We start from the raw sequence: 22,724 nt of genomic DNA on the forward strand, positions 1-22,724 counted from the left end.
CGGTGGGCGGGCGACCGCGCTCGGTGTGAGGTAAGTAAAATATGTCCGGCAGGATTTGAATCGGACAAAGGCACCTCGCTAGGGTCACCTCGAACCTTCGCGCGGTAGCGCACCCAGCCCGGGTGACCGCGGGGGTACCGCCGAGTCCGCGGCAGTATCGCGGAGCCGGGGTCAGCAGGACCGACCCGGCAGGCGGCTGAGGAAGAAGGAGCTCGCCCCAGTGGCGTCCCACCGTCGTCCCAAGCAGCCAGGCCGCGCCAGACTGACCCTTCTCGGCGCCGCGGCCTCCGCCGCCGCCACCGTCGGCGTCACCGCCACCTCCGCCTCGGCCGACCCCGGTCAGAGCATCGACGACGTCCGCGAGGAGGTCGACGAACTCCACCACGAGGCGGAGGAGATCACCGAGGAGTACAACGGCGCCAAGGAGCGCGAGCAGGAGCTCCAGGACGAGATCGCCGAACTCCAGGACGCCACCGCCCGCGGTCAGGAGCGGCTCAACGAGCTCCGCAACGGCATGGGTTCGATGGCCAGTGCGCAGTACCGCAACGGTGGGCTCGACCCGTCCATGCAGCTTTTCCTCTCGTCTGACCCCGACGCCTTCCTGGACCAGGCGTCCGCGCTCGACCAGCTCTCCAGCAAGCAGGCCGACGCCCTGCGCCTCATCCAGGACCAGCAGCGGACCCTGGACCAGCAGCGCGAGGAGGCCGGCGAGCGGCTGGCCGAGCTGGAGGAGGTGCGCGGCACCCTCGGCGAGCAGAAGGAAGCCATCCAGGGCCGGTTGAGCGAGGCGCAGTCGCTGCTCAACCAGCTCACCGAGGAGGAGCGGGCGGCCATCGCCGCCGCCGAGCAGGCCGAGGCCGACGAGGCCGCCGCGGCGGCCGCGGACGCCAGCCGCGCCGGCCGTTCCGAGGACCGCCCGGCGGGCGACGTCTCGGCGTCCTCCCGCGGCCAGGCCGCGCTCAACGCGGCGGCCACCAAGCTGGGCGCCCCCTACGTGTGGGCCGCCTCCGGGCCCAGCTCCTTCGACTGCTCCGGGCTGACCTCCTGGGCCTACAGCCAGGCCGGCGTCTCGCTGCCGCGCGTCTCGCAGGCCCAGGCCAACGCCGGTGCCCGGGTGGGGATGAGCGAACTGGCCCCGGGTGACCTGGTCTTCTACTACCCGGAGCTGACCCACGTGGCGATCTACGCCGGCAACGGTCAGATCCTGCACGCGCCGAGACCCGGCGGCGTGGTGGAGTACGCCGACATCAACGTGATGCCCTTCCAGTTCGGCACCCGGGTCGGCTGACCCGGCGCGCTCCCGCCGAACTCCGGGTGCCCGCGCGCCCGCTGAACGGGCGCCGCGCCAACTCGACCAACCAGGTGATTCGCAGGTCAGGGCCTGGCCCGTGGACCCCGGTGTGACCTGCTTTCGCGCGCCCGCGGCCGAGCCGCGCGGTGTCGCCTTGCCGTGACTTCGGCGGGGACGCGGCTACATTCTGCTGCGCTCGGTTCCCCACCGAAGGAGCGCGGCTCGCAGTGGTTACGCAAGGTACTTCCCCCTCGCCCGGCGGCCGGCTGGCGTTGCGGCTGTCCGCCTGGTCGGCGGCCGCGACCGTCGTGGCGGTCGTCTGCGCCGTGCCCGTGGTGGCCAACCCCGCCGGCCGGCGGGCCGAGACCACCGACGCCGCGGCGCAGGTGGACCGGCTCTTCGCGGAGGCCGACCGCGCCGTGGACGAGTACAACGGTGTCGCCGAACGGGTCTCGGAGCTGGAGGCCGAGTTGGCCCGCCGGCAGGACCGGGTGGACCGCACCGAGCGCGCGGTCGACGAGCAGCGGCGCACCCTCGGCTCGGCCGCCGCCGCCCACTACCGCGCCGGCGGCCTCGACCCGGCGCTCGCCCTGCTGCTCTCCGACAGCCCGGACGCCTACCTGGCGCGGTCCGTCTCGTACGAGCGGATGAGCGACCGGCGCGCCGGCGAGCTTCGGGAACTCCTCACCGCGCAGCGCGACCTGACCCAGCAGCGCGACGAGGCCGCCGCCCAGCTGGAGGAACTCACCGAGGAGCGCGCGGAGTTGGCGCGCCACAAGGAGACCGTCGAGGAACGGCTGGCCGCGGCGAACGAGCGGCTGGCCGAGCTGACGGCCCGCGAGGAGCGCGCGGAGCGGGAGGAACGGGCCCAGCGCGAGGAGACCCGCGCGACCCGGGACGCCGAGCGCGCCCAACCCGGTCCCGGCGAGCCGGCCGCCGCCGAGCCGCCCGCCACCCCGGCCGTGCCGACCGAAGCCGCCTCCGGCCGGGCGGCCGTCGCGCTGGCCGCCGCCCGGACCGCGGTGGGGCTGCCCTACGGCTGGGGGCAGACCGGACCCGACTCCTTCGACTGCTCGGGGCTGGTCCAGTGGGCCTACGCCAAGGCCGGCGTCGCCCTGCCCCGCACCTCCCAGGAACAGGCCGGGGCGGGCCGGCGGGTGCCGCTCGACCAGGCGCAGCCTGGCGACATCGTGGTCTACCGGTCCGACGCCAGCCACGTCGGGCTGTACGCCGGAGACGGGCAAGTGGTGCATGCGCCGTATACCGGAGCTTCGGTGCGGTATGACCCGGTCGGGATGATGCCGGTCTCCTCGGTGGTACGACCATGAGCTGAGGTCGGTAATGTTCGGGTGATGCGAAAGACGTTGATCGTGACCAACGACTTCCCGCCCCGCCCGGGCGGCATCCAGGCGTTCCTGCACAGCATGGCGCTTCGGATGGACCCGGGCCAGGTGGTGGTTTATGCCTCCAGCTGGCGCCGGGACGCCGAAGCCGTCGAGGCCACCACCGAGTTCGACGCGGAGCAGCCGTACCCGGTGATCCGGGACCGCACTCCGTCCCTGCTGCCCACCAGAGCCACCACCCGCAAGGCCGCCGAGCTGGTGCGGGAACACGGCTGCACGGCCGTCTGGTTCGGCGCCGCCGCGCCGCTCGGCCTGATGGCCCCGACGCTGCGTGCCGCCGGCGCCGAGCGGCTGGTGGCCACCAGTCACGGTCATGAGGCCGGCTGGGCGAGCATGCCGGTCACCCGCCAGGTGGTGCGCCGCATCGGCGAGAACACCGACGTGATCACCTACCTCGGCGAGTACACCAGGAGCCGGATCGCCGCGGCGCTGACGCCGGCGGCGGCCTCCCGGATGACCCAGCTCACCCCCGGCGTGGACCACAAGATCTTCCAGCCCGACTCGGGCGGCCGGCAGTTGCGCGCCGAGCTGGGGCTCGCCGACCGCCCGGTGGTGGTCTGCGTCTCCCGCCTGGTGGCCCGCAAGGGGCAGGACACCCTGATCAAGGCGCTGCCGAAGGTGCTGGCCGCCGAGCCGGACACCGTGCTGGCCATCGTCGGCGGCGGCTCCTACCGCTCGGACCTGGAGCGGTTGGTGCAGCGTATGGGGCTCCAGAAGTCGGTGCGCTTCCTTGGTGAGGTGTCATGGGCACAACTGCCGGCGCACTTCGGCATCGGTGACGTGTTCGCGATGCCGTGCCGGACCCGGCACCGGGGGATGGACGTCGAGGGCCTCGGCATGGTCTACCTGGAGGCCTCGGCCACCGGCCTGCCGGTGATCGCCGGCAACTCCGGTGGCGCGCCGGACGCGGTGCTGGACGGCGAGACCGGCTGGGTGGTGCGCGGCGGAGGGCCCACCGCCCCGGACGAGACCGCCGAGCGCATCGTGACCCTGCTCCGCGACCCCGAGCTGCGCCGCCGGATGGGCACCAGGGGCCGCGAATGGGTCGAGGAACGCTGGGGCTGGGACATGCTCTCCGAGCGGCTCAAGGCCCTCCTCAGCTGAGGCTCGGGCCGCCGGGCCCTCGACGCTGGCCGGTCGCCGTGGCCGTGGCGGACCCGCCGGGTGCGGCGGACGCCACGTGGGACCTGGCGGCCCCTTGGCGAGGCTGAGTCCCGCCCGCGGCCGGGCGGCCGCGTTGCCCCTCGCCCCGCGGGTTCCGGCTCGCGCCGGTGACGGGACGTGGGCGACACCCCGGCTTCGCCGGTGGGGCCGGGCGCCGCCCTGGGGGCTTGGCCGTTCGGCGGCGGCCGCCGGGGCCGGCGGCCGTCCGTCGGGGTGGGGCGTTCGGCCGGGCCCAGGCCGCGACGGCCGGCCGGCCGGTGCTGGCCTCCTGATACGGCTGCGCCGGTGGTTGGGGCTCCGCCGGGACCGGGCGCCCGTCCGGCGCCGCCGGTCGCCTCCGGGGGCCTGCGGTCAGGTGTAGATGGCCTCGATCTCCGTGGCGTAGTCCCTGGTCACCGCTTGGCGCTTCAGCTTCATCGAGGGCGTGAGGTGGCCCGACTGCTCGGTGAACTGGCCCGGCAGGACCCGGAAGGAGCGCACCGACTCGGCGCGGGAGACGGCCTCGTTGGCGCTGCTCACGGCCTCGTCGAGAGCGGCCAACAGCGCGGGGTGGGCGAGCAGCTCGGACCGGTCCAGGTCGGCCAGGCCGCGCTGGGCGGCCCACCGGGGCAGGAAGTCGTCGTCCACCGTCAGCAGCGCGCCGACGAACGGGCGGCCCTCGCCGACCACCATGCACTCGGCGACCAGCGCGTGCGCCCTGATGCGGTCCTCCAGGACCGCCGGCGCCACGTTCTTGCCGCCGGCGGTGACCAGGATCTCCTTGGCCCGCCCGGTGAGCGAGAGGTAGCCGTCGGCGTCGAGGTCGCCCAGGTCGCCGGTGTGGAACCAGCCGTCCCGCAGCACCTCGGCGGTGGCCGCCGGGTCGTTCCAGTACTCGGTGAACAGGTGCTCGCCGTGGAGCAGGATCTCGCCGTCCTCCGCGATCCGGATGGCACTGCCCGGCAGCGGCCGGCCCACGGTGCCGATCCGGGGCGCGTCCCAGGGGTTGAACGCGGTGGGCGCGCAGGACTCGGTGAGCCCGTACCCCTCCAGCACGGTGAAGCCGATGCCCCGGAAGAAGTGGCCGAGCCGTTCGCCCAGCGGGGCGCCGCCGGAGATGGCGTGGGTGGCCCGACCGCCCAGCACGGCCCGGAGCTTGCGGTAGACCAGCCGGTCGAAGAGCCGGTGCCGCAGCCGCAGGCCGAGCCCGGGGCCGCCGGGGGCGTCCAGCGCGCGGCTGTAGGCGACGGCGGTGGCCGCGGCCCGGTCGAAGATCGGGCCCTTGCCGCCCTGGACGGCGGTGGCGCGGGCCGAGTTGTAGACCTTCTCGAAGACCCGGGGCACGCCCAGCACGATGGTCGGCCGGAACGAGGCGAGGTCGTCGGTGAGCTGGGCCACGTTCGGCACCAGCCCCAGCCGGATCGGCGCCAGTGCCGCCGCCACCTGCACGATGCGGGCGAAGATGTGGGCCAGCGGCAGGAACAGCAGCACCGAGGACTCCCCGGTGCGGAAGAGCGGGGCCAGCGCCGGGACCACGTTGCCGCAGACCGCGAGGAACGCCCGGTGGCTGAGCACACAGCCCTTGGGCCGGCCGGTGGTGCCCGAGGTGTAGACGATGGTGGCGGGGGAGTCGGGGCCGACGGTGGCGGTGGCGGAGTCCAGTTCCCCGTCGCTGATCGGGGCGCCGGCCGCGGTGAGCAGCTCGACGGCGCCGGGGCCGGAGGCCGGCTCCAGGCACCAGCGGCGGGTGAGCTCGGGCAGCTGGTCACGCAGCCCCTCCACGGTGGCCAGGTGCTCGGGCGTCTCCACCACGACGGCGACCGCGCCCGAGTCGCCGAGGTTCCAGGCGATCTGCTCGGCGGAGCTGGTCTCGTAGACCGGCACGGTCACCGCGCCCACGCTCCAGATGGCGAAGTCGAGCAGGGTCCACTCGTAGCGGGTGCGGGAGAGCAGTCCGACCCGGTCGCCCGGCCGGACGCCGGAGCGCAGCAGACCCTTGGCGACGGCCCGCACCTCGGCGAGGAACTCGGTGGCCGTGAGGTCCTGCCAACCGCCGTCCCGCTGGCGGGCGATCACCGCCGTGTGCGGGTGGCGGGCCGCGTTGGCCCGCAGCAGCTCCGGCAGGCCGCCCTCGGCCGGCACGGTGTACCGCGCCGGCAGGCTGAACTCGCGCACCCCGACTCCTCTTCGCTGTCGCTTCCCGCACGGACCGGGCCGGCCCGCGTCGGCACGTCCGCCGTGCGGCTATCCCCAGCGGTTCCGTGGTTGTTCTCGTATGTGGCTGTTCGCCCCGTCCCCCAAGGCGCAGGGTACTCCCCGGTACCCGGGGGCGGCCGGGGGGTGCCGCGCCGCCGGCCGCTCCACCGGTCCCTGGGTGGTCCTCCCGGCGCGGTAGCCTTCCCCGGGACGGCACCGGGAGATAAGCGCGAGGAGCCAGACCGATGGCCGAACACACCAGGTCGAGCATCACCATCGAGGCCACCCCGGCCGAGGTCATGGCGGTGATCACGGACTTCGACCGTTACCCGGAGTGGACCGGGGAGGTCAAGGAGGCCGAGGTGCTGGCCAGGGACGACAGCGGGCGGGTCGAGCAGGTGCGGCTGCTGCTGGACGCCGGCGCGATCAAGGACGAGCACACCCTGGCCTACCAGTGGCCGGACGCCAACGAGGTCAGCTGGTCGCTGGTGAGGTCCCGGATGCTGCGGTCGCTGGACGGCTCCTACCGGCTGCGGCCGCTGGCCGGCGGGGAACGCACCGAGGTGACCTACCAGTTGACCGTGGACGTGAAGATCCCGATGCTCGGCAGCATCAAGCGCAAGGCCGAGAAGGTCATCATCGACCGCGCCCTGGCCGGGCTGAAGAGCCGGGTGGAGGGCGGCGCCGGCCAGCCAGCCCAGGGGTGACCGGCGCGCCGCGCACCCTGCTGGTCACCGGCCCCGGCGGGGCCGGCGTCAGCTCGGTGGCCGCCGCGACGGCCCTGGCCTCGGCGCGGGCCGGGCGGCTGACGCTGCTGCTCAGCCGGGAGCCGGCCGACCGGCTGGGGGCGCTGCTCGGCCGCCAGGCCGACAGCCTGGCCGGCCGCGGCCCGACCGAGGCGGCCCCCGGCCTGTGGGTGTCCGGGATCGACCCGGGCCCGGCGTTCCGGGCCGCCGTGCTGGCCGCCCAGCGGCAGGCCCGTTCGGCGCTGGCCACGCTCGGCGCGGCCACCCTGGACGAGGACGAGCTGACCGAGCTGCCGGGCGCCGAGCAGCTGGCCACCCTGGCCGCGCTGCGCGCCGCGCACGCGGCGGACCGCTGGCCGCTGGTGGTGGTCGACCTGCCGCCGGCGCTGGACGCCGTGCGGCTGCTGGCGCTCCCCGAACAACTGGGGCGCTACCTGCGGCGGTTGCTGCCGCAGGAGCGCCGGGCGGCCCGGGCGCTGCGCCCGCTGCTGGCGCAGCTGGCCAGCGTGCCGATGCCGGCGGACACGCTGCTGGCCGCGGCCGAGGGCTGGGGGGCCACGCTGGCCGAGAGCCGGCGGCGGCTGGCGGCCGACGGCACCGCGGCGCGGCTGGTCTTCGAGCCGACCGGGCGCTCCCTGGCCGCGCTGCGGGTCGCGCACGCGGGGCTCGCGCTGCACGGCGTGGGCGTGGCCGACGTGTTGGCCAACCGGCTGGTGCCGCCGCGGTCGGCCGATCCCTGGCTGGCCGGGCTGGCGGCGGCCCAGGAGCGGGTGCTGGGGGAGAGCGCGGCGGCGTTGGGACGGCCTGAGCCGCCGCGGCGGCTGCCGCACCTGGGCGCCGAGCCGGACGCGGACGCCCTGGCCCGGCTGCTGCCGCCGCTGGCCGACGAGCCGCCGGCCCGGCCGGTGCCGGTGCTGGAGGACCGGCTGGCGGACGACGGGCTGCTGGTCTGGCGGCTGCCGCTGCCCGGTGCCGTCAAGTCGGGCCTTGACCTGGTGCGCCGGGGCGACGAACTGGTCGTCACGGTGGGGCCGTTCCGCCGGGTGCTGGAGCTGCCGTCGGCGCTGCGGCGCTGTGTGGTGGCCGGCGCCGCGTTCGCCGGCGGGGAGCTGGCGGTGCGGTTCGCGCCGGATCCGGACCGGTGGCCGGAGCGGCTGGGCGGGACGCCCGGCCGGCCGGGCTGAGGCACCGGCGGCGGGGCGCGTTCCGGCCCGTTCCCCGGCGGGGGCCTTCGGGTAACGTCGAAGGGACGCTCACCCAGCGCCCGTTCGGGGCGCGCACCGTCAGGAGGTCGCGATGGGCGACGCAGCCGAGCACCCCGCTGACCGGCCGGCCGACCGGGCGGCGCCGGGGCCCGCAGCCGAGGCCGATCCCTGGGCCGCCGCCTGCGCGGAGGACCTGGCCGCCGAGGAGGCCCGCCGGCAGGACCGGTACGGGTCCGCGCGCCCGGACCCGGCCGAGGAGTTGCGCCGGATCGCGGACGAACTGACCTCCCGGCTGGGGGAGTTGGGCTCGCGGCTGCCGCAGGTGGGCATGCTGGCCAAGCCGTTGGCCAACCAGGCCAGGGCGGCCATCGACCCGGTGATCGAGCGGAACGCCGACGCGTTCGGCCATCTCGCCTCCGCCGGGCAGGAGTTGCTGGCGGCCTACCGGTCGGCGGTGCTGGGGCAGGAGGGCCGCTGGGCCCGGCCGGCCGACGCCGAGCCGGGCCGGGAGGGGCCGGGGCGGGCCGCGCCGGAGCCCGCGAAGGGCCCTCGGGCGGACGCCGCGCAGGGGCCGGACGACGGCCAGCCGGGCAATCGCGACGAGCCGGGAGAATCGGCGGGTCCGGCCGGTGGTCAGCGGATCGACCTCGACTGAGATGGGCGAGCCGCACCCCGCCCACCTCCGGTAACGTGGGTCGGAGGCCGGTTCACTGACATTCACTTGAGGGACAAATGGGACTGACGATCGGCGTCGACATCGGCGGTACGAAGATCGCGGCCGGTGTGGTCGACGAGGACGGCACGATCCTCGACACTTCTCAGGTTCCGACCCCGCCCACCCCCGAGGGCGTGATCGACGCCATCGCCGACGCCATCAAGGCCGTGGGCGAAGGGAGTTCGGCCGACGCGGTGGGCATCGGCGCCGCCGGGTACGTGGACGACAAGCGGGCCACGGTGCTCTTCGCCCCCAACATCCGTTGGCGGCAGGAGACCCTCAAGGACAAGATCGAGCAGCGGGTCGGCCTCTCCGTGGTGGTGGAGAACGACGCCAACGCCGCGGCCTGGGGCGAGTACCGGTTCGGCGCCGGCGCCGGCCACGACGACGTGATCTGTGTCACGCTCGGTACCGGCCTGGGCGGCGGGATCATCATCGGCGGCCGGCTGCACCGCGGCCGGTTCGGCGTGGCCGGCGAGTTCGGCCACCTGCGGGTGGTCCCCGACGGCCTGCTGTGCGGCTGCGGCAGCCAGGGCTGCTGGGAGCAGTACGCCTCCGGCCGGGCGCTGGTCCGCTACGCCAGGCAGCGCGCGCTGGCCACCCCGGAGAACGCGGAGCTGCTGCTCGGCCTCGGCGACGGCACCCCCGAGGGCATCGAGGGCCGGCACGTCAGCGACGCGGCCCGGGCGGGCGACCCGGTCGCCATCGACTCCTTCCGCGAACTGGCCCGCTGGGCCGGCGCCGGCCTGGCCGACCTGGCCTCGCTCTTCGACCCCTCCGCCTTCATCGTCGGCGGCGGCGTCTCCGACGAGGGCGACCTGGTGCTGGAGCCGATCCGCAAGTCCTTCCGCCGCTGGCTGGTGGGCGGCCGGCACCGGCCGCACGCCCAGGTGCTCGCCGCCCGGCTCGGCGGTCGCGCCGGCCTGGTCGGCGCCGCCGACCTGGCCCGCCAGGGCTGAGCCGGGGCCGGGCCAGCCGTGTCGGTCAGGGTGCGGGTGCTCAGCTACAACGTCAGGTCGCTGCGCGACGACCGGCGCGCGCTGGCCCGGGTGATCCGGGCCTGCGCGCCGGACGTGGTCTGTGTGCAGGAGGCGCCGCGCTTCTTCCGCTGGCGCAAGCAGGCCGGGGAACTGGCCAGGCTGAGCGGCCTGGTGCTGGTCGCCGGCGGCGCCCCGTCCTGCGGCACCATGATCATGTCCAGCCTGCGGGCCGCCGTGGAGTCCACGGAGGAGACGACGTTCCCCCTGGTCAGGGGCGCGCACCGGCGGGGGCTCGCCAGTGCGGTGCTGCGCTTCGGCCGGGACGCCAGGCTGGCCGTGGTCAGCTGTCACCTGAGCCTGCTGGCGGCCGAGCGGCGCGACCAGGGCGAGCGGCTGCTGGCCCGGGCGGCCGCGTTCGACGCCCCGACCGTGGTGGCCGGGGACCTCAACGAGACGCCCGCCGGCGCCACCTTCCGCCGACTGGCCGGCGTGCTGCCGGACGCCCGTGAACGGGCCCCGGTCGGCGGGGAGTTCACCTTCCCGGCCGGGGCGCCCCGGCGCCGGATCGACGCGGTGCTGTGCGGGCCGGGGGTGACGCCGCTCGCCTGCGGGGTGCCCACCGCGCCGGCCCCGGACGACCTCGCCGCCGCCTCCGACCACCTGCCGGTGCTGGCCACGCTCAGTCTCTGAGGCCGGGCCCCGCTCGGGCGTGCCCCGTTCGAGCCCGCCTCGTCAGGCTGCTCAGTCGCGCCCCGCTCGGGTCTGCCCCGCTCGGGCCAGACACCCCGCCCGGGCCCGCCCCGCTCAGCCGCGCCTCCCTCAGCCGCGCCTCGTTCAGGTTTGCCCCACTCGGGCTTGCGCCGCTCAGTCTCCGAAGCCGCGCCCCGCTCGGGCCAGACACCCCGCCCGCACCGCCCGCAGGCTCACGCCCAGCCCAGCCCAGCCCAGCCCGGCCCCGCCCAGCCTCGCGCCGCGGCAACCCGCGCCGCCGGCGCGGTGTCAGACCACCGCGCCGTTGCCCGGGTCCTGCCAGTCGTCGTCGCCGTCCCGCAACCGGCCGACCAGGGTGGCGAAGCCGCCGAGGAAGCCGCCCACCCCCAGCGTCACGATCCACCAGGTCATCTCCAGCTGGAGCAGCACCGTGCCGAGCAGCAGCAGCGGGCCGCCCAGCACCGCGAGCCAGGCCACCTTCGTGGACAGGTCGGTCTCGGGCAGCGGCGGCGGCTCGGGCGGCTCGAAGTGCCCCTCGTCCTCCTCGTCGGCGACCCAGTCCCGCGGCCCCTCGTCGCTCGGCCGCTCGTCGTTCAACCGCTCCGCCGGCAGCGCCTCGGCCGTCGCCTCGACCCGGTCCACCGGCTCCACGTCCGCCGCCCGCGGCCAACCACCCGGCGGGTCGGCGGGCTCCTCGCCGTAGCCGGCGACGATCTCCGCCCAGGCGGCTTCCTCGTCGATCGGGTCGCGGCCGTCGCCGCGCTCCTGGTCACGTTCCGTCACGGGCTGTCTTCCTTGTCACGAGGCGAGTGATGAAGGCGTCCGTCTCCTGAAAGATACGCCCCGCGTCATGGTCCAGGGTGGCCACGTGGAAGCTCTCCGTCAGCGGCACCTCACGCACCTCGACCGAGGAGACCGAGGTGGCCAGCAACGTCGAGTCCGAGGGCGGTACGACGTGGTCGACCGTGCTGCGCATCAGCAGCAGCGGCTGGGTCACCTGCGGAAGATCCGCGCGGACCAGGGAGAACAGCTCACGGAGCGAGTCCGCCGCCGGCAGCGGCACCCGGTCGTACCCCACCTCGCGCGACCCGGGGCTGGCGATGTCGCCGATCAACCCCGGCGCGCTGGGCACCACATGGCGCAGCGCGCGCAGCGCCACCCCCTTGGCGGCGGGAAAGGTGAGCGCCGGGTTGACCAGCGCCAGCGCGCTGACCGAGGCCGGCTGCCTGGCCGCCAGCCGCAGCGCCAGCGAGCCGCCCATCGACAGCCCGCAGACCACCACCCGCGCGCACCGCTCCGTCAGCCGCAGCAGCTCCCGGTGGAGGACCGCGTACCAGTCCCGCCAGCCGGTGACGGCCAGTTCCTGCCAGCGGGTGCCGTGTCCGGGCAGCAGCGGCAGCGAGACGTGGTGGCCGCTGGCGGCCAACGCCTCGGCCCACGGCCGCAACGACTGCGGGGTGCTGGTGAAACCATGACAGAGCAACACCCCGACCTGGGCCTCTCCGGCGGGCCGGTGGTAGAACGGCTCGGCCCCGGGTAGCAGGCGCATCGACGACGGCTCCCTCCGCTCGCGGGTACCCGCGCGGGTGCGACGGCGCGTGCCAGCCTACGTGGGCGGGCCGACAGCGCGCCATGCGCCCGAAAGCCCGGTAGGGTCCGCCGCATCGGTGAACCGGGAGGTACGTCTTGTTGTACGGAGCGATGAAGGTTTCCGTGGGGGCGGGGCTGAAGGCCACGTTCCGTCCCTGGGTGGAGGGCAAGGAGCACGTGCCGGCCACCGGCCCCGCCATCCTGGCCAGCAACCACCTCTCGTTCTCGGACTCCTTCTTCCTGCCGGCCGTGCTGGACCGCAGAGTGACCTTCATCGCCAAGGCGGAGTACTTCAACTCCCCCGGCGTCAAGGGGCGGTTGACGGCGGCGTTCTTCAAGGGCGTGGGCCAGCTGCCGGTGGACAGGTCCGGCGGCCGGGGCGCCGGCGAGGCCGCCATCGCCAGCGCCATCGCGGTGCTGGAGCGCGGCGAGCTGTTCGGGATCTATCCGGAGGGCACCCGCTCGCCCGACGGGCGGCTCTACCGGGGCAAGTCCGGCGGCCTGGCCCGGGTGGCGCTGGCCACCGGGGCGCCGGTGCTGCCGGTCGCCATGATCGACACGGAGAAGATCCAGCCGCCGGGGAAGATCGTCCCCAAGGTGATGCGGCCCGGCATCCGGATCGGCGCCCCGCTGGACTTCAGCCGCTACCAGGGCATGGAGGGCGACCGGTTCATCCTGCGGTCGCTCACCGACGAGGTGATGTACGCCATCATGCGGCTCTCCGGCCAGGAATACGTGGACATCTACGCCACCGTCGCCAAGCGGCAGTTGGCGCAGGCCGCCAAGGGCGGCGACGCGGACGACTGAACCCCCCGGGGCCGGGGGACGCCCCGGCCCCGGGGGCGCCGTCAGCCGGCCGGGACGCCGGCCGGGCTGAGCAGCTCGGCCACGATCGCCGGCCCGGCCAGGGTCAGCACCGACTCCGGGTGGAACTGCACGCCGAAGAACCCCGGCCCGCGCAGCGCGTGCACCTCGTCCGCCGCGTCCCGGCTGACCCGCACCCCGCGGGCGGCCAGCGCCTCGGCCGCCGCTTCGGTGCAGCGCGCGGTGTACGAGTTGTAGAAACCGACCACCCGCTCGGTGCCGAAGAGGTCGATCCGCTCCTGGGCGCCCTGGTGGGGCCGCCGCTTGCGGACCACCGGCAGCCCCAGCTCGGCGGCGAGCAGCTCGTGGCCCAGGCAGACCCCGACCAGCCCGTGCCGGTGCCCGGCCAGCAGCTCGGCGGCCAGCGGGCGCAGGCGCCGCATCCTCGGGTCCCGCCGGTCGTTGGGGTCGCCGGGCCCCGGGCCGAGCACCACCGGGCCCCGGTGCGCCAGCGCGCGCTCCCCGACCCCCGGCGCGTTCCAGCGCACCACCTCGACCTCGGCGCCGACCACCCGCAGCAGGTGGGCCAGCATCGAGGTGAAGGTGTCCTCCGCGTCCAGCACCAACACCCGGCGGCCGGCGGCCGGTTCGCCCAGGTCGGCGCCGCCGTCCGGGCCCGCGTCGCGCAGCCGCAGCCAGAACGGCGAGAGGTGCTGGCGGCGGGCCGCCAGCGCGGCCAGCACCGCGGGGTGCTCCGCCAGCCGGGGGCGCTCGGCCGGGCCGGGCGCCGGCTCGGCCGCCTCGGGGCGCACGCCCAGCGCGGTCAGCACGCCGGCCGCCTTGGCGTGCGTCTCCGCGACCTCGTTCGCCGGCACCGAGCCCCGCACCAGGGTCGCGCCCACCGGCACCCGCAGCAGCCCGTCGGCGGCCCGCACGTCGGCGGTGCGGATCAGGATCGGCGAGTCCAGCGTCTGCGCGCCCCCGGCGTCTCGTCCCAGCAGCGCCAGCGCGCCCGCGTAGTAGCCGCGTCCCCCGGGCTCGTGCCGGGCGATCACCCGGCAGGCGTTCTCCACCGGGCTGCCGGTGACGGTGGCCGCGAACATCGTCTCCCGCAGCACCGCCCGCACGTCCCAGCTGCTGCGCCCGCGCAACTCGTACTCGGTGTGCGCCAGATGAGCCATCTCCCGCAGCCGGGGCCCGACCACCACGCCCCCCTGGTCGCCCACCGCGCACATCATCTTCAGCTCCTCGTCCACCACCATGGACAGCTCCTCGATCTCCTTGGGGTCGTCGAGGAACGCCAACAGCCCTTCCAGGGAGGGGCCTTCGGCGGGATAGCGGTAGGTGCCGCTGATCGGGTTCATCACCACCGTGTCGCCGGCCGAGCGGACGTGCACCTCGGGGCTGGCACCCAGCAGCACCCGGTCACCGGTGTGCACCACGAAGGTCCAGTAGGCGCCGCGCTCGGTGCGCAGCAGCCGGCCGAACAGGGCCAGCGCGTCCCGCCGGGAGAAGCCGTCGATCACCCCGGTGAAGGTGCGCCTGATCACGAAGTTCGCGCCCTGCCCAGCGCCGATCTCCGTGTCCAGCACGGTCTGAACGATCCGCGCGTACCGTTCGTCGTCGATGTCGAAGGCGCCGTCCCGCACCTCGACCCGGTGGTCGGGCAGCGCCGCGAGCGCCCGCTCCAGCGGCAGCTCGGTCAGCCGCTCGCCGAGCAGCACGGTGAGCGGGGTCCCGTCGTCGGTCACCTCGAAGCCGCGCTCGGTGAGCTGGCGGAACGGGACCAGGGCCAGCGCCGGCGGCCCGCCGGCCCGCTCCGGGAGCGGGATGTCGGCGATCCGGTCCACGGTGATCACCGGGCCGGTGAGCACCTCGACCACGTCGGGGCGGTGGCCCGGGGTACGCCGCCGCAGCAGCGCGAACGGCCGGTCGTCGTCGAGCAGGCCGGCCAGCGGTTCGGCGGCGCCGGACGCGGGAGGGGTGGTGCTGGTCACGGTGGCCTCTTTCCTGGACGGGTCCCGGGGGACCCGGTCGGCGGGGGACGCCGGTCCGCCTCCCGGGGGGCCGGCGCCGCGAGGACCGCGGAAACACCGAAGGCCGCCCCGGAGGGCGGCCTTCGCGTCGTTGTGGGGAACGCGCGGTCAGTGGGCCGCCTCGGGAGCGGTCCACCACCAGGAGCTGAGCTGTCGCTGCGCGTTCACGCCGGCACTCTAGGGCACCCGGGCCGGCGCGCGCCAGTCCCCGCGCGCCCCACCGGTCCCGTCTCACCAGCCGAGAAGGGGGGCGAGCCGAGCCGTCCACACCACGTAATCTGGGAGGCGTGACCGCGAACGCTGACAGCAGCATCTCCATCGACACCTGGCGAGACCTGCCCGCAGCGCAGCAGCCGGAGTATCCGGACCCGGCCGCGCTGCGTGCTGTGACGGAGGAGTTGGCGAGCTATCCGCCGCTGGTCTTCGCCGGCGAGTGCGACCAGCTCACGGACCGGATAGCTGAGGTCGCCGACGGCCGCGCCTTCCTGCTCCAGGGCGGGGACTGCGCGGAGGCGTTCGACCAGGTCGGCGCCGACCAGATCCGGGCGAAGCTGAAGACGCTGCTCCAGATGAGCGCGGTGCTCACCTACGCCGCGGCGGTCCCGGTCGTCAAGGTCGGCCGGATCGCCGGCCAGTACTCCAAGCCCCGCTCCAAGCCGACGGAGACGCGGGACGGCGTCACCCTGCCCAGCTACCGGGGCGACTCGGTCAACGGCCCGGAGTTCACCGAGGAGGCCCGGGTCCCGGACCCGGAGCGGCTGCTGCGCATGTACCACCGCTCGGCCGCCACGCTGAACCTGGTCCGCGGCTTCGCCACCGGCGGCTACGCCGACCTGCACCAGGTCCACTCGTGGAACCAGGACTTCGTGCGCAACTCCGCGGCCGGCCAGCGCTACGAGGCCCTGGCCAGGGAGATCGACAACGCGCTGAACTTCATGAAGGCCTGCCGGGCCGACCCGGCCGAGTTCCAGTCGGTGGAGTTCTACGCCTCGCACGAGGCGCTGCTGCTGGCCTACGAGTCCGCCCTGACCAGGACGGACTCGCGCAGCGGCAAGCTCTACGACGTCTCGGGGCACATGGTGTGGATCGGTGAGCGCACCCGGCAGCTGGACGGCGCGCACATCGAGTTCGCCTCCCGGGTGGAGAACCCGATCGGCGTCAAGCTCGGCCCGACCACCACGCCCGAGGACGCGCTCGCGCTGATCGACCGGCTGGACCCGGACCGACGGCCCGGCCGGCTGACCTTCATCACCCGGATGGGGGCCGACAAGATCCGTGACCGGCTGCCCACCCTGGTGGAGAAGGTCACCGCCTCCGGCGCCCGGGTGGCCTGGGTGTGCGACCCGATGCACGGCAACACCTTCGAGGCCGCCTCCGGGCACAAGACGCGCCGCTTCGACGACGTGCTGGACGAGGTCAAGGGCTTCTTCGAGGTGCACAAGGGCCTCGGCACCCACCCGGGCGGCATCCACGTCGAGCTGACCGGCGACGACGTGACCGAGTGCGTGGGCGGCGGGGACGAGATCTTCGTCGACGACCTGCACCAGCGGTACGAGACCGCCTGCGACCCGAGGCTGAACCGCAGCCAGTCGCTCGACCTGGCCTTCCTGGTCGCCGAGATGTACCGCTCCTGACACCGGGGGTGGCGTGCCGCCACGCGCCCCGGGACGTGGCCGTGACCACATCCCGGGGCGCTTTCCGTGCCCGGAGCCCGGATAGTAAGGTTAGGTTAACCTCAGTATCCGACGGTCTGGGCGCCCCGCGGGCCGCCCCCCTCCAGGGAGTAACGCGTGTACGTCTGCTCGTGCTTCGGCGTCACCGAGGAGCAGGTGCGCAGCCATGCCGCGGCCGGCGCCTGCACTCCCCGGCGGTTGGCCGCCGAGTGCCGCGCCGGTACCGACTGCGGCTCCTGCGTGCGGCGCATCCAGGGGCTGCTGGGCCGGGCCTGCCCGCGCCCGGAGGAGCCGGCCGTCGAGGCGGCCACGCCGGCGGCGGTGCCCGTCGCGCCAGCCGTTCCCGCCGTGCCGGCGGTGCCCGCCCCCGCCGCGCCGGCCGTCACCCCGGCCGTCTCGTTGGGGAAGCGGCCGGTCGCGGCCCGGCGGCCGTTCGCCGCGCCGGCGACGGTCTGAGCCGGAGGCGCCCCACGCGGGCGGGCGCGCCGGTCAGCCCGCGTGGCTGTCGCCGTTCTCACCCCAGGTCGGGCCGGCGTCCTTGGGCTGCTCGATCTGCTGCGCGATGTAGAGCGGCTCGCCGAGCTTCTCGATCAGCTCCAGCTGGGTGTCCAGGTAGTCGATGTGGTGCTCCTCGTCCCGGAGGATCGCCTCGAAGATCTTGGCCGAGGTGATGTCGCCCTTCTCGCGCATGACCTCCACGCCGCGGCGCAGCCGGTCGATCGCCTCCACCTCGATCTGCCGGTCGGCCTGGAACATCTCGGTCACCGTCTGCCCCACCCGCACGTGGAACAGCCGCTGGTAGTTGGGTAGGCCGTCCAGGAAGAGGATGCGGTCGGTGAGCACCTCGGCGTGCCGCATCTCGTCGAAGGACTCGGACCTGGTGTACGCGGCCAGCTTGGTCCAGCCGAAGTTCTCCTGCATCTTCGCGTGCAGGAAGTACTGGTTGATCGCGGTGAGTTCGGCGGTGAGCTGTTCGTTCAGCAGCTCGATGACCTGGGGATCACCCTGCATGGCGGGGGATTCTCCTTCCTGGGGTTTCCGCGCTCGCGGTGTGGAGACGCGGGTGGGTAGCGCGATCGCGGTGGTACGACCTCGGTCGGACCGGATGTGCCGTCCGCGCATCGTGGCACTGGCGCGGCAGTTCGTCCAGTAAGCGAAGGCTTACCGAATTGCCCCGATTGGCATCCCGGGGGTGGCGGTGCGAGACGGCCGCGCCGGTCTGTCACCATGGACCCATGGGTCAGCCGGAGCAGGGTCGTGAGCATCTCGACGACCGGTTGCCGCCTGGCCAGCGTCGGCAACGTGGCTGGCCGGTGACGCACTACGGCCCGGTGCCCCGATTCCGCGCCGAGCGCTGGGAGTTCCGGGTCTTCGGCGCCACCGCCGACGGCGACAAGCACTGCTGGACGCACGAGGAGTTCTCAGCGCTGCCGTACCGCACGCTCGTCGCGGACCTGCACTGCGTCACCAAGTTCAGCATGCTGGACGTCGAGTGGGGCGGGGTGCCGGCGCGCACGGTGCTGGAGTTGGCGCCGCCGGCGGCCGGGACCACCCACGTGATGGTCTGGGCCGAGTACGGCTACAGCGCCAACCTCAGGCTGGCGGACTTCGCCGCCGAGACCACCCTCTTCGCCACCCACCGGGACGGCGAGCTGCTCACCGCCGAGCACGGCTTCCCGCTGCGCCTGGTGGTGCCCGGACTCTACGCGTGGAAAGGCCCCAAGTGGGTGCGCGGCGTGGAGTACATGACGGCCGACCGGCGCGGCTTCTGGGAGGAGCGCGGGTACCACAACCTGGGCGACCCCTGGCGGGAGCAGCGCTACTCGTACCAGGAGTCCCCGGAGGACGGCCCCGAGCCCTGACCGGCCCAGCCGGCCCCGGGCTCGGCCATCCCCGGGCTCGGCCGGCTTCGGACTAGCGCTTTCGGGCTGAGAGCTTTCGGCCTCTGCGCCTGCGGGCTCAGCGCCCTCGGACTCAGCAGCGGAGCGCCTTCAGCCGGGCGATGTCACCGGCGTGTCCCTCGGTGCCGCCCGGGGTCTCGATGACCAGCGGCACCCCGGCGGTGGCCGGGTGCCGCAGCAGCTCGGCGAAGGCCGCCTCGCCGATCGCCCCGGCCCCCACGTTCTGGTGCCGGTCCAGTCGGCTGCCGACGCCCGCCTTCGAGTCGTTGGCGTGCACCAACCCCAGCCGGCCGGGGCCGGCGACCCGGGTCAGCTCGTCCAGCAGGGCGGTGGCGCCGCCCGGGACGGACAGGTCGTGGCCCGCGGCGAAGACATGGCAGGTGTCCAGGCACACGCCGACCCGCGGGTGGTGGTCGACGGCGGCCAGGTAGGGGCCGAGGTCGGCGACCCGCGAGCAGAGCGAGAAGCCCTGACCGGCCGTCGGCTCCAGCAGCAGCCGGGGCACCGCCGAGCCGTCCTCGGCCAGTGCGTCCAGCTCCGCGAGCAACGGGCGCAGCAGCCGGCCCGCCTGGTCGAGCGCCACCTGGCGCGGGCGGGAGCCGGTCGCCGAACCCGTGTGCACCACGACGCCCAGCGCGCCGATGGCCCGGGCCCGGTGCAGCGAGTGGCGCAGCGAGACCACCGAGCGTTCGGCGGTCTCCGTGCTGTGCGAGCCCAGGTTGATCAGGTAGGGCGCGTGCACGTAGGCGGGCAGTGCCTCGGTCGCGCAGGCGGCGCGGAAGGCCGCGTCCTGCGCCGGACTGCCCGGCGGGGTGGCCCACCCGCGGGGGTTGGCGACGAAGACCTGGAGCGCCTCGGCGCCGATCGTGCGGGCGTAGCGCACGCCGACGGCGGCCAGGCCCCCGGCGACGGGGACATGACCGCCGATCGGGTTGCGCGGCGGGGGAACGGGCGGCGGCGACGTCGGTCGCGGGGACTGCGGTGGCACGGCTCCAGCCTGCCAGCCGCGCGGGAACGTCCTGCCGCCGGCCCCGGCGGTCCGGTTAGTACGGGCCGTTCACGTTGTCGATCGAACCGTACCTGTCCCAGGCGTAGTTGGCGGCGGCAACGATGTTCGCCACCGGGTCGTAAAGGTCGTACGGGGTGCCAGGAACGTGATAGGCGTCAAAGGTGGGCTGAATCACCTGGAGCAGCCCGATCGACGGGGTTCCGTTGATCGCGTTGATGTCCCAGAGATTGATCGCGTTGGGGTCGCCGCTGGACTCCCGGATGATGTTCCGGTGCAGTCCGTCGTAGGTGCCGGGAATTCCGTGCTGGGCCATGATGTCCAGCGCCTCCCGAATCCAACCGTCCAGGTTGTCCGGGTAGACGGGCGCGGCCGGTTCGGCGGCGGGAGCCGGCTCCGGTTCCGGCTCGGGCGCCGGCTCGGCCGCGGGGGCGGCGGCCGGCTTGGCGTCCGCCGCGGCGGCCTCGGCCTGTGCCGCCGCCTCCGCCTCGGCGGCGGCCTCGGCCTCGGCTTCCGCCTCGGCCGCCTCGGCGGCGGCCAGTTCGGCCCGCTCCGCGCTGCGGCTCGCGGCCTGGTCGGCCGCCCGGCTCTCCGCCGCCTGGCGCTCTATCTCGGCTTGCAGGGTGGCGTGGTCGTTGACCAACAGGGCGTTCTCGCGCTGTTGTTCGGCGGCCTCGGCCAGCACGGCGGCGGTGTCGGCCGGTTCGCCGGGGCTGCCGGTGCCCGGGGTCGGGTGGGCGGCCGGGCCGCCCTGGCCCGGCACGTCGGCGGCCTTGACCTGCCAGGCGGTCTCGCCGGCGGTCTCGGGCGGGGTGTCGGCTGAGGCCGGGGCGACGGTCAGGGCGGCGGCCGCCAGGCCGGTGGTGGCGAGGGCGACGGTCGCGGTGCGTCGCCACCGGGTCAGGTTGCCTCGGGGGCTGGGGTGAGCGGGCATCTCAGGGGTCCTCGGGTTCTCGCGGTGCTCGCGCGGGGAAACGCGATGGCCCTTGTTAACAGCCCAAAAAAGCGAAATGCAATAACCCTATGTACTAGACGGCGTAGTGTGGCGCCGCTCGGAAATACCCGTTTGGCCGCGTTAGGGAAGGCGCGAAGAACTCGAAGGGAGCACTAAGCCCTTTCGTATGTGACCTTGCTCCCGTGACGCGGGTCACAGGAGGGAAGTCTTAACGGGGGCAAAGCGTCCGAGTGTGTGAATTGCTCGACCGCGCCGCCGATTGGCGGTTCAGCGCACCCAGATGGTGATGCTCGAACCGCGCGGCGCCTCGTCGTCCCGGACGGACTGGTTGAAGACCGTGCCGGTGAAGAAGAGCCGGTTCACGTTCACCTCGAACCCCAACCCCTCCAGCACGTCCCGGGCCTCGTCCTCGTCCATGCCACGCACGTCCGGCACCAGAATCATCTCCGGCCCCCGCGAGACCGTCAGCTCCACCGTGTCGCCCTCCGCCGCGCGCGAGCCCGACCGGGGCGACTGCGCGGCGATGGTGCCGGCCTCCTCCTCGGAGTGCACCCGCTCGTCGGCCACATCGACGTCGAAGCCGGCCTCGGTCAGCCGCTGGATGGCCGAACCCTCGGGCTCGCCCACCACGTCGGGCACCGCGACCTCCTGGCCCCGGGAGACCACCAGGTTCACCGGGGTGTCCGGGCGGCGCTCCGTGCCGGGCTCCGGATCGCTCTCGATCACCGAACCGCGCGGGACCTCGCCGGAGAACCGCTCCTGCTCCTCGCCGACCACCAGCCCGGCCTCGGCCAACTGCTCCCGCGCCTCGGCCAGCGGGACGCCCCGCAGGTTCGGCACCACGGAGACCCGCGGGCCGAGCGAGACCACCATCGTCACCGTGGTGTTCCGCCGGACCCGCTCCCCGCGCTCCGGGTCGGTGGAGATGACGTGGTCCGGCTCGATGCTCTCCGAGTAGTCCTCGGCGACCCGCACCTCGAGCCCCGCGTCCCGGAGCGCCTGTTCGGCCTCCGCGCGCGGCAGGTCGTAGACCCCCGGGGTGCGCAGGAACTGGCCGGAGTTGATGTACCAGACGCCGATCCCGCCGAACAGCAACAGCACCCCGGCCAGCACCAGCGACACCAGGCCACGCCGGGACAGCCGCCGGCGCCGGCCGGCCGGCGCCGCGTCGGGCGGCCCGTCCGGCGGCTCGGGCGCGAACGCCGGCACCTCGATCCTGGCCGTGTGGTCCATCCCGGCCGGCTCCGGCCGCGCCACGCCCGGCAGCCCGGCGACCCGCCGGGTCTCGTCCTCCGAACCGACCACGCCGGCCGTGCCGGGCCGCGACACCACCGGGGGCGGGGCGTCCAACTGGGCGTCACCCAACGCGGCCCGCGCCTGGCGGGCCCGGGCCAGCATCGCCGAGGCGTCGACCAGCCGGCGCTCCGGCGCCCGCGCGGTGGCCGCAGCGACCAGCGCGTCCAGCTCCGGCGCGAGCCCGGGCACGACCGCGGACGGCGCCGGCACGTCCTGGTTGACGTGGGCGAAGAGCACCTGCGCCGGGGAGTCCCCGGTGTGCGGCTTGCCCCCGGTCACCATCTCGTAGAGCAGCACCCCGCAGGCGTAGACGTCGGTGCGCGGGCCGACCGTGCCGCTCTCGATCTGCTCGGGGGCCAGGTAGGAGACCGTGCCGAGCAGTGACTCGGTGTGCGCCGAGGTCTGCGTCTCGACGCCGCGCACCAGGCCGAAGTCCGCGACCTTGACCCGGCCGTCCTCGCCGATCAGCACGTTCTCCGGCTTGACGTCCCGGTGCACCAGCCCGGCCCGGTGCGCGGCGCCGAGGCCGGCCAGCACCGGCTCCAGGATGTCGAGCACCGCGCGCACCGTCAGCGCGCCCCGCTCCCGCAGCACGTCCCGCAGGGTGCAGCCGGCCACGTACTCCATCGCCAGGTAGACGTAGGCGCCGTCGGCGCCCTGGTCCAGCACTCCCACGATGTTCGGGTGGTCGAGCCGGGCCACCGCCTTGGCCTCGCGGATGAACCGCTCGACGAACTCCGCGTCGGAGACCAGCGACGGATGCATGACCTTCAGCGCCAACACCCGGTCCAGCCGGGTGTCCACGGCCCGGTAGACGGTGGCCATGCCACCCACGGCGATCCGCTCGACGACCCGGTACCGGCCGTCGAGCACGCGTCCGATCAGCGGGTCGTGCAGGGTGGTGTCCACAGCGCCCGATTTTACGGTGGTCGGGCGGCACCACCACGCCCGCGGCCCCCTCACCGCCGGACCGCAGCGGAACAGTGACGGAATCGGCAGCGAATCGAGCGCGAACCGGTGCCTGGCAACGGGAACAGGACGGGACGGGACGGAACGGGAACGGGACGGAACCG

General features: G+C 74.6%; 21 protein-coding genes. 12 read left to right on the forward strand and 9 right to left on the reverse strand.

The features are described 5' to 3' along the window. Nucleotides 1-220: 220 nt before the first annotated feature. From RM844_RS01365 to RM844_RS01375, 3 genes are all read left to right on the forward strand, one after another. Entirely contained in the window at nucleotides 221-1,288 is a 1,068-nt protein-coding gene (locus RM844_RS01365) for a C40 family peptidase (RefSeq protein WP_311663671.1), read from the forward strand. Between the two features lie 230 nt (nucleotides 1,289-1,518). Then, entirely contained in the window at nucleotides 1,519-2,619 is a 1,101-nt protein-coding gene (locus RM844_RS01370; RefSeq protein WP_311663673.1) for a C40 family peptidase, read from the forward strand. Nucleotides 2,620-2,643: 24 nt separating this feature from the next. After that, nucleotides 2,644-3,798 carry a glycosyltransferase family 4 protein gene (locus tag RM844_RS01375; protein WP_311663675.1) on the forward strand — a complete coding sequence of 385 codons (1,155 nt, stop codon included), beginning with the start codon at nucleotides 2,644-2,646 and terminating at the stop codon, nucleotides 3,796-3,798. 411 nt (nucleotides 3,799-4,209) lie between these two features. Here RM844_RS01375 and RM844_RS01380 read toward each other — a convergent pair whose 3' ends face one another. After that, on the reverse strand, nucleotides 4,210-6,012 hold the full coding sequence (locus RM844_RS01380; RefSeq protein WP_311663677.1) for an AMP-dependent synthetase/ligase: 1,803 nt from the start codon (nucleotides 6,010-6,012) through the stop codon (nucleotides 4,210-4,212). A gap of 266 nt (nucleotides 6,013-6,278) precedes the next feature. Between RM844_RS01380 and RM844_RS01385 the strand changes: the two genes are divergently transcribed. The 5 genes from RM844_RS01385 (at nucleotide 6,279) to RM844_RS01405 (ending at nucleotide 10,369) form a co-directional block, all read left to right on the forward strand. After that, nucleotides 6,279-6,740, forward strand: a complete 462-nt coding sequence (locus tag RM844_RS01385) for an SRPBCC family protein (RefSeq protein ID WP_311663679.1) — start codon at nucleotides 6,279-6,281, stop codon at nucleotides 6,738-6,740. Continuing rightward, on the forward strand, nucleotides 6,737-7,963 hold the full coding sequence (locus RM844_RS01390; protein ID WP_311663681.1) for an ArsA family ATPase: 1,227 nt from the start codon (nucleotides 6,737-6,739) through the stop codon (nucleotides 7,961-7,963). Before RM844_RS01385 ends, RM844_RS01390 begins: the two co-directional genes overlap by 4 nt. Nucleotides 7,964-8,075: 112 nt before the next feature. Continuing rightward, nucleotides 8,076-8,639: a DUF5304 family protein gene (locus RM844_RS01395; protein WP_311663683.1), complete on the forward strand. Its 564-nt coding sequence runs from the start codon at nucleotides 8,076-8,078 to the stop codon at nucleotides 8,637-8,639. 77 nt (nucleotides 8,640-8,716) lie between these two features. Further along, complete coding sequence (locus tag RM844_RS01400; protein WP_311663685.1) at nucleotides 8,717-9,658, forward strand: ROK family glucokinase; 942 nt, start codon at nucleotides 8,717-8,719, stop codon at nucleotides 9,656-9,658. An 18-nt stretch (nucleotides 9,659-9,676) separates the two neighbouring features. Next, a complete protein-coding gene (locus RM844_RS01405; protein ID WP_311663691.1) occupies nucleotides 9,677-10,369 on the forward strand; it encodes an endonuclease/exonuclease/phosphatase family protein in 693 nt (230 codons plus the stop codon). On the opposite strand, the gene RM844_RS33465 is transcribed toward RM844_RS01405, so the two are convergent. From RM844_RS33465 to RM844_RS01415, 3 genes are read right to left on the reverse strand one after another with little or no spacing between them, the layout of a single operon-like run. Next, complete coding sequence (locus RM844_RS33465; RefSeq protein ID WP_394814387.1) at nucleotides 10,359-10,793, reverse strand: pentapeptide repeat-containing protein; 435 nt, start codon at nucleotides 10,791-10,793, stop codon at nucleotides 10,359-10,361. The two genes, RM844_RS01405 and RM844_RS33465, sit on opposite strands and share 11 nt — an antisense overlap. Beyond that, nucleotides 10,679-11,173, reverse strand: coding sequence for a hypothetical protein (locus RM844_RS01410; RefSeq protein WP_311663695.1), 495 nt, complete (start codon nucleotides 11,171-11,173; stop codon nucleotides 10,679-10,681). Before RM844_RS01410 ends, RM844_RS33465 begins: the two co-directional genes overlap by 115 nt. Continuing rightward, complete coding sequence (locus RM844_RS01415; protein WP_311663697.1) at nucleotides 11,160-11,939, reverse strand: alpha/beta hydrolase; 780 nt, start codon at nucleotides 11,937-11,939, stop codon at nucleotides 11,160-11,162. The genes RM844_RS01410 and RM844_RS01415 overlap by 14 nt, the downstream gene beginning before the upstream one ends. Nucleotides 11,940-12,091: 152 nt before the next feature. Here RM844_RS01415 and RM844_RS01420 point away from each other — a divergent pair, with 152 nt between their 5' ends. Next, nucleotides 12,092-12,787 carry a lysophospholipid acyltransferase family protein gene (locus RM844_RS01420; RefSeq protein ID WP_311663699.1) on the forward strand — a complete coding sequence of 232 codons (696 nt, stop codon included), beginning with the start codon at nucleotides 12,092-12,094 and terminating at the stop codon, nucleotides 12,785-12,787. A 41-nt stretch (nucleotides 12,788-12,828) separates the two neighbouring features. Here RM844_RS01420 and RM844_RS01425 read toward each other — a convergent pair whose 3' ends face one another. After that, nucleotides 12,829-14,781 carry an anthranilate synthase family protein gene (locus RM844_RS01425; RefSeq protein ID WP_311663701.1) on the reverse strand — a complete coding sequence of 651 codons (1,953 nt, stop codon included), beginning with the start codon at nucleotides 14,779-14,781 and terminating at the stop codon, nucleotides 12,829-12,831. Nucleotides 14,782-15,107: 326 nt separating this feature from the next. Between RM844_RS01425 and RM844_RS01430 the strand changes: the two genes are divergently transcribed. Next, entirely contained in the window at nucleotides 15,108-16,454 is a 1,347-nt protein-coding gene (locus RM844_RS01430; RefSeq protein ID WP_311663703.1) for a class II 3-deoxy-7-phosphoheptulonate synthase, read from the forward strand. Between the two features lie 156 nt (nucleotides 16,455-16,610). Further along, a complete protein-coding gene (locus RM844_RS01435) occupies nucleotides 16,611-16,949 on the forward strand; it encodes a (2Fe-2S)-binding protein (RefSeq protein WP_311663705.1) in 339 nt (112 codons plus the stop codon). A gap of 33 nt (nucleotides 16,950-16,982) precedes the next feature. Here the strand turns inward: RM844_RS01435 and bfr are convergent, their stop codons facing one another. Then, complete coding sequence (bfr, locus tag RM844_RS01440) at nucleotides 16,983-17,504, reverse strand: bacterioferritin (protein ID WP_311663707.1); 522 nt, start codon at nucleotides 17,502-17,504, stop codon at nucleotides 16,983-16,985. Between the two features lie 224 nt (nucleotides 17,505-17,728). Between bfr and RM844_RS01445 the strand changes: the two genes are divergently transcribed. Then, on the forward strand, nucleotides 17,729-18,355 hold the full coding sequence (locus RM844_RS01445; RefSeq protein WP_311663709.1) for a sulfite oxidase-like oxidoreductase: 627 nt from the start codon (nucleotides 17,729-17,731) through the stop codon (nucleotides 18,353-18,355). A 112-nt stretch (nucleotides 18,356-18,467) separates the two neighbouring features. Here RM844_RS01445 and RM844_RS01450 read toward each other — a convergent pair whose 3' ends face one another. The 3 genes from RM844_RS01450 to pknB all read right to left on the reverse strand — a co-directional run bounded on the left by RM844_RS01450 (nucleotide 18,468) and on the right by pknB (nucleotide 22,560). After that, nucleotides 18,468-19,382 (reverse strand): deoxyribonuclease IV, encoded by a 915-nt coding sequence (locus RM844_RS01450; protein ID WP_311663711.1) that lies wholly within the window; start codon nucleotides 19,380-19,382, stop codon nucleotides 18,468-18,470. Nucleotides 19,383-19,437: 55 nt separating this feature from the next. Then, on the reverse strand, nucleotides 19,438-20,334 hold the full coding sequence (locus RM844_RS01455; protein ID WP_311663713.1) for a transglycosylase SLT domain-containing protein: 897 nt from the start codon (nucleotides 20,332-20,334) through the stop codon (nucleotides 19,438-19,440). Nucleotides 20,335-20,622: 288 nt separating this feature from the next. Continuing rightward, the gene (gene pknB, locus RM844_RS01460; protein WP_311663715.1) at nucleotides 20,623-22,560 is read right to left on the reverse strand and encodes a Stk1 family PASTA domain-containing Ser/Thr kinase; all 1,938 of its coding nucleotides are present in this window, start codon (nucleotides 22,558-22,560) and stop codon (nucleotides 20,623-20,625) included. Nucleotides 22,561-22,724 lie beyond the last annotated feature (164 nt).

Source organism: Streptomyces chisholmiae, assembly GCF_031845445.1.
Lineage (GTDB): Bacteria > Actinomycetota > Actinomycetes > Streptomycetales > Streptomycetaceae > Streptomyces > Streptomyces chisholmiae.